The sequence below is a fragment of the Streptomyces bambusae genome (assembly GCF_019400985.1).
Classification (GTDB): domain Bacteria; phylum Actinomycetota; class Actinomycetes; order Streptomycetales; family Streptomycetaceae; genus Streptomyces; species Streptomyces bambusae_A.
The window spans coordinates 1-6,647 of sequence record NZ_WTFF01000374.1 but is presented as its reverse complement, the minus strand read 5'-3'; the positions used below and the strand labels follow the sequence as shown (position 1 = coordinate 6,647).

The following is a 6,647-nucleotide window of genomic DNA, read 5'->3' as shown; positions in this document are numbered from 1 at the left end:
ACGTACGGCTTGCCCAGCTGGGCCCGGGCGAACGCCACGGCCAGGACACCGGCCCGGACCCCGGCTCCGGTCCCGGCCGCCGTCACGGCCGCCGTACCCGCCTCGGCTCCGGCCCGGAGCCCCGCTCCGGTCACGGCCCCGGCCCCCGCCCCGGCTTCGGTCGGGCCTCGGGCCGGGGGGCGGCGGTGGGACAGCAGTGCGGCGGCCGCCGCTAATCGGACCTGCGTCCACTGCTTGCGCCGGCTCAGCTCACCACGCGCGTACGACACGGACGGGACCTCCTCCCGGGCCCCGGAACGCTAGCGCCGAGCGGTTGCGCCGGGAAGGCCCCGCGCGGCATATGCGTCGCCCGTAGGGACCGGGGACGGGGCGCAGCACGGGTCCCGCCCGCCGCCGCGGGGCCAATTTTCCGGCGCCGGGACCGCCTGTCGGTGCTGAGCCCTAAACTCGGAAGGCGATGAGCAGCCTCTTTGACGACAGTTTCCTGGCGGACCTCTCCCGTGGCGACGCGGAGCCCCCGCCGCCGCCCGAGGACCTCGACGGCCCCGGGGGCTACGCCCCGGACCCCGCGGACGCGGCCGGCGCGGACGACCTCTTCGAGGGTCGCTTCGACATGCCCATGAGCGGTGACGCGTACTACCGCGACGGCTCGCCCAAGCCCGTGATCGACCCGGCCACCCTGCTCGACGGGCTGAACGAGCAGCAGCGCGCCGCCGTCGTGCACGCCGGCTCGCCCCTGCTCATCGTGGCCGGCGCCGGCTCCGGCAAGACGCGCGTGCTCACCCACCGCATCGGGCACCTGCTCGCCGCCCGCGGCGTCCACCCCGGCCAGATCCTCGCGATCACCTTCACCAACAAGGCCGCCGGTGAGATGAAGGAGCGCGTCGAGGCCCTGGTCGGCCCCCGCGCGAACGCGATGTGGGTGTCCACCTTCCACAGCGCCTGCGTCCGCATCCTGCGCCGCGAGTCCAAGAGGCTCGGCTTCACCTCGTCCTTCTCGATCTACGACGCCGCCGACTCCAAGCGCCTGATGGCGCTGGTGTGCCGGGACCTCGACCTGGACCCCAAGCGCTACCCGCCCAAGTCCTTCAGCGCCAAGATCTCGAACCTCAAGAACGAGCTGATCGACGAGGACGCCTTCGCCGGGCAGGCTGCCGACGGTTTCGAGAAGACCCTCGCGCAGGCGTACGCGATGTACCAGTCGCGGCTGCGCGAGGCGAACGCGCTGGACTTCGACGACATCATCATGACGACGGTGCACCTGCTCCAGGCGTTCCCGGACGTCGCCGAGCACTACCGGCGCCGCTTCCGGCACGTGCTGGTCGACGAGTACCAGGACACCAACCACGCGCAGTACACCCTGGTCCGCGAGCTGGTCGGCCCCGGCTACCCGGACCTGGCGCCCGGCGAGCTGTGCGTCGTCGGCGACGCCGACCAGTCGATCTACGCGTTCCGCGGCGCGACGATCCGCAACATCCTCCAGTTCGAGGAGGACTACAAGGACGCCACGACGATCCTGCTGGAGCAGAACTACCGCTCCACGCAGACCATCCTGTCCGCGGCCAACGCCGTCATCGAGCGCAACGAGAACCGCCGCCCGAAGAACCTGTGGACGGACGCCGGCACCGGCGCCACCATCACCGGTTACGTCGCCGACACCGAGCACGACGAGGCGCAGTTCGTCGCCGACGAGATCGACCGGCTGACGGATGCGGGCGAGGCCAAGGCGGGCGACGTGGCGGTCTTCTACCGCACCAACGCCCAGTCCCGCGTCTTCGAGGAGATCTTCATCCGGGTCGGGCTGCCGTACAAGGTCGTCGGCGGCGTGCGGTTCTACGAGCGCAAGGAGGTCCGGGACGTCCTGGCCTACCTGCGCGTCCTGGCCAACCCCGAGGACACCGTCCCGCTGCGCCGGATCCTGAACGTGCCCAAGCGCGGCATCGGCGAGCGCGCCGAGGCCATGATCGACGCGCTGGCGCTGCGCGAGCGGATCACCTTCCCGCAGGCACTGCGCCGGGTGGACGAGGCGTACGGGATGGCCGCGCGGTCCACCAACGCCGTCAAGCGGTTCAATGTGCTGATGGAGGAGCTGCGGACCATCGCCGAGTCGGGCGCGGGTCCCGCGGTGGTGCTGGAGGCGGTGCTGGAGCGCACCGGGTACCTGGCCGAGCTGCAGGCCTCGACCGACCCGCAGGACGAGACACGGATCGAGAACCTCCAGGAGCTCGCCGCCGTGGCGCTGGAGTTCGAGCAGGCGCGCGGTGAGGCGCCGGCCGCTGCGGCGGATGCTGGTGCTGCCGGGGCGGACGCTGGTGTTGCCGGGGCGGACGCCGCAGGTCCCGCTGCTGGCGGTGCCGGTGCTGCCGGTGCCGCTGCGGCCGGTGCCGTTGCGGCCGGGACCCCGGGCGGCACCCTCGCCGAGTTCCTGGAGCAGGTCGCCCTCGTCGCCGACTCGGACCAGATCCCGGACGAGGACGAGGAAGGCGCGGGCGTCATCACGCTGATGACCCTGCACACCGCCAAGGGCCTGGAGTTCCCGGTGGTCTTCCTGACCGGCATGGAGGACGGGGTCTTCCCGCACATGCGGGCGCTGGGGCAGACCAAGGAGCTGGAGGAGGAACGGCGGCTGGCCTACGTCGGCATCACCCGCGCCCGTGAGCGGCTCTACCTGACCCGCTCGGCGATGCGCAGCGCGTGGGGGACGCCCTCGTACAACCCGCCGTCGCGGTTCCTGGAGGAGATCCCGGACCAGTACCTGCGGTGGAAGCGCACGGGCGCGCAGAAGCCGGCCGGCCCGATGCGCGGCATCGGCGGCGGCAGTGGCAGCGGCGGCTCGGGCAGGGCGTCGTTCGGCACCTCGCCGGAGGCGTTCCTGTCGTCCGCGCGCACCCGCTCGGGCCCGTCGGGCTTCGCCACGCGCCGTGCCACCGAGAAGCAGGTCGTCGCGCTGGCCGTCGGCGACCGGGTCACGCACGACCAGTTCGGGCTGGGCACGGTCACGGAGGTCAAGGGGTCCGGCGCGGACGCGCAGGCCACGATCGACTTCGGGGACGCCAAGCCGAAGCGGCTGCTGCTGCGGTACGCGCCGGTGCAGAAACTCTGAGCGCGAGGCTCCGGGGTCGTTGCGGCCCCGGAGCTCGTCAGGCTCGTCAGTTCGGGTTGAGGCCGTGGGCGCGGAGCCAGGAGCTCGGGTCGACCGGGGAGCCGCCGCCGGGGCGCACCTCGAAGTGCAGGTGCGGGCCGGTGGAGTTGCCGGAGTTGCCCGAGTAGGCGATGACGTCGCCGGCCTTGACCTTGCCGGACCGGATCTTGGCCGTGCTCAGGTGGCAGTACCAGGTCTCGGTGCCGTCGGGGGCGGTGAGTATCACCATGTTGCCGTAGGCGCTGTTCCACTGGGTGCGCACGGTGCCGTCGGTGGCGGCCATGACCGCGGTGCCGTAGGCGACCGGGAAGTCGATGCCGGTGTGCAGCGACATCCAGTTGACGCCGGACTGGCCGTAGCCGGCGCTCAGGCCGTGCTGGGCGACCGGGAGGGAGAACTTGGGCCGGGCCGCCTCCTTGGCGGCCGCCTCGGCCTCGCGCTTCTTCTTCTCCAGCTCCTGGCGCTCGCGCAGGTCGATGCGCTCCTGGGTGCGGCTCGCGCGGTCCGCGAAGTCGCCCGCGTCCGCGCTGAGCGCGGCGAGCTGGGTGTCGAGCTTGTTGTTCGCGGCGACCGGCTTGACCGAGGCCGGGTCGGGCGCCGCCATCGTGGTGGTGTCCTCGGAGGGCTGCTGGCCGCCGGTCAGACCGCTGACGGAGGCGGCGGCGACACCCGCGACGCCCATGACGCAGGCCGACGGTACGGCCACCGTGAGCAGGGCGGAACGCTTCGCCGGGGTACGGCGGCGGCTGCTGCCGCCCTTGGCGGCGGCCCGGCGCGCCGAGCGCGGCACGGACGGCTCCGCGGGTGCGGCCGGCGCGACGGTCATGATCTGGGTCTCGGCGGCGTGCACGTCCTGCGGGTCGAGCGGGTCGAGCGCGTCGAGCACCTCGGGCGTGTCCGATGCGTCCTGCGCTTCGTACATGCCGTGTGCGTCGGCGACGTCCTCGACGGGGGCGGGCACGGGCACGGACAGGTGCTCGGGGTGGACGGCTTCGAAGGTGGCCGTGGGGGCGGAGGCGAGGTCGGTGGGGACCTCGAACACGGCCGTGGCCTCGTACGCGTGCTGCGGCTGCTGCTCGTACCCGTAGGTGTAGGCGGCCTCCGGCTGGAGCTGCTGCGGGAGTTCCTCCTGCGGCACGCTGTTCCAGGCAGTGGCGTCGTACGCGCCGGTCTCGGGGCTGCCGACGCCGTAGCCGGGCGTCCCCCAGTGGCCGCTCTGGCTGCCCGAGGTGTCGTAACCCTGGCCGCCCGAGGTGTCGTAACCGAACGACGAGGCCTGGTAGTCGGTGGTGCTCCACACCTGGGTCGCCTCGTGCGAGGCGGCCTGCGCGGGAATGGTCGACATGTAGTCCTGGCCGCCGACGGCGGTCCATGCGCTGCTGTCGTACGCGCCGGTCTCGTACTCGTACGAGCCGTAGGCAGCGTAGTTGTACCCCTGGCCCTGCGTTTCAAAGGAACCGTAGGACACATCACCAGCGAAAGTGGTGGTGGAAAGGCCGTCGTGCCCGAGATCCGGGTACTGGCCCGACGAGGGGCGGTCGTTCACCAACTTCTCTTTCGCCTCGGCAGTGGTGGCCTGGGTGGCCGGGGAATCTCAGGTTCCCCGGAGGAGAGCAGTGGCGTGACTGTACCCGGCGGTTACTGGCAACGACAATCTTCGGGGGGTTCCGGGTCTTGCGGAACCGGGCATTCGGCCGTCTTTCGGTCGCTCAAAGGCCGAGCCTTGGCCTTGAGTTCGAAATGCGTTCGACTGGCCGTTGTCTGCATGTCAGGCGGCGGAGACGGCCCCGGACGCCCCGCCGAGAGCGCCCACCGGCCCGTCCAGGGCCCGCCGGACCGCCGCGATGACGGCCGGATGGGCGGCCAGGGCGAGGTGTCCGATGCCGGTGACCTGCACGTTCACCGCGATGAGATCGGGATGGGCGACCTGGGCGGTCTCGGGCGGCGACATGATGGCGTCGAACTCGCTCCAGAACGCCACGAATCGGGTGCGGCAGCCGGGTGCGGGGGAGCGCAATTCGGCCATCACCTCGGAATCCGGACGGATCTGGCGCACGAGGGGGTGCGCGTCCATGAACGGCGCGACCCGGGTGCCCGAGTGGGGGGCACCGAGAGTGACGATCGTGTGCACCCGGGCGTCACCGCCGAGGCGCTGCACGTAGTAGCGGGCGGCGAGCCCGCCGAGGCTGTGGCCGACGATGTCCACCTGCCCGTGCCCGGACCGCTCGCACAGCTCCTGGACGCGGACGGCCAACAGTTCGGCGATGCCCCGCAGATCGTGGCTGAACGGGGAGTAGTTGTACGCCTCCACGCGGCGCAGTCCGCCCGCACCGAGGGCCCGGCGCAGCAGCACGAAGACGGACCGGTTGTCGTTGAAGCCGTGCAGCAGGAGCACCGGCGGGCGGGCGCCGCGCTCCCCGCCCGGGCGCGGCCGCTCCTGGCGCACACCGCTGGGGTAGAGGACGACGTGCCCGGCGAGGACGACGGCCTCGAGGGCGGCGGCACGCAGCGCGGCGCCCGACCTCGGCACGGTGATGACGTACGACAACCCCATCGACGGCCCCCTGCCCCCCGCGGCTCCCGGACTGCCGATGCGCCGACCTGTCGATCTGCCGACCTTTCGATCTGCTGACCTTTCGATCTGCCGATGTGCCGCGCCACCGTGCCGTGCGGCTGACGGCGCGGTGGCGCGGCGACTCGTTGCGGCTCCCTGTGCGACCGGTGCGTGTGAATCAATGGCGTCCCACGTGTGATTTCCCCCTCCCGCTTGACCGCGAAACGAGGAGGTGCGCGATGCTGTGCTCACGTTGCTTAACGTTCGTTCACTACGTTCGTTCACTCAGGAGGCAGTGCGATGGGTGTGACCGGTCCGATCCGCGTGGTGGTGGCCAAGCCAGGGCTTGACGGCCACGACCGGGGCGCCAAGGTCATCGCGCGCGCTCTGCGCGACGCGGGCATGGAGGTCATCTACACCGGCCTGCACCAGACGCCGGAGCAGATCGTGGACACCGCGATCCAGGAGGACGCCGACGCGATCGGCCTGTCCATCCTCTCGGGCGCCCACAACACGCTGTTCGCCCGCGTCCTGGACCTCCTCAAGGAGCGCGACGCGGAGGACATCAAGGTCTTCGGCGGCGGCATCATCCCGGACGACGACATCGCCCCCCTCAAGGCCAAGGGCGTGGCCGAAATCTTCACCCCGGGCGCCACGACAACGGCAATCGTGGACTGGGTCCGCACAAACATCCACCGCCCGGCATAGCCGCACACCCGCGCCGCGCCCAGCGCCGGTCCCGCACCCTGCCAGACCGGGACCTGCACCGTGCCGGGGCCTGGACCGCTCCCGGGCGCGGCCCCTGCCCGGGCCGGGACCGGGGCTGGGCCCGCACCCTGCCGGACCGGGACCGGGACCGGGACCGGGGCTGGGCCCGCACCCTGCCGGGCCGGAGCCTGCACCGTGCCGGCCTGGACCGCTCCCAGGGGCGGACCCTGCCCGGGCCGGGAC

4 protein-coding genes are annotated in these 6,647 nt (G+C 72.1%); 2 read left to right on the top strand and 2 right to left on the bottom strand.

What is annotated here, in order from left to right; translation table 11 throughout:
• The first annotated feature begins 457 nt into the window (after positions 1 to 457).
• The gene (locus GPJ59_RS31790) at positions 458 to 3,103 is read left to right on the top strand and encodes an ATP-dependent DNA helicase (protein WP_219671383.1); all 2,646 of its coding nucleotides are present in this window, start codon (positions 458 to 460) and stop codon (positions 3,101 to 3,103) included.
• A gap of 46 nt (positions 3,104 to 3,149) precedes the next feature.
• Here GPJ59_RS31790 and GPJ59_RS31785 read toward each other — a convergent pair whose 3' ends face one another.
• Both GPJ59_RS31785 and GPJ59_RS31780 read right to left on the bottom strand, forming a co-directional pair.
• Positions 3,150 to 4,610 carry a peptidoglycan DD-metalloendopeptidase family protein gene (locus tag GPJ59_RS31785; RefSeq protein WP_308120595.1) on the bottom strand — a complete coding sequence of 487 codons (1,461 nt, stop codon included), beginning with the start codon at positions 4,608 to 4,610 and terminating at the stop codon, positions 3,150 to 3,152.
• A 300-nt stretch (positions 4,611 to 4,910) separates the two neighbouring features.
• Positions 4,911 to 5,696, bottom strand: a complete 786-nt coding sequence (locus GPJ59_RS31780) for an esterase/lipase family protein (protein ID WP_219671382.1) — start codon at positions 5,694 to 5,696, stop codon at positions 4,911 to 4,913.
• Positions 5,697 to 5,996: 300 nt separating this feature from the next.
• Here GPJ59_RS31780 and GPJ59_RS31775 point away from each other — a divergent pair, with 300 nt between their 5' ends.
• Positions 5,997 to 6,404, top strand: coding sequence for a cobalamin B12-binding domain-containing protein (locus GPJ59_RS31775; protein ID WP_219671381.1), 408 nt, complete (start codon positions 5,997 to 5,999; stop codon positions 6,402 to 6,404).
• The last annotated feature ends 243 nt before the right edge of the window (positions 6,405 to 6,647 follow it).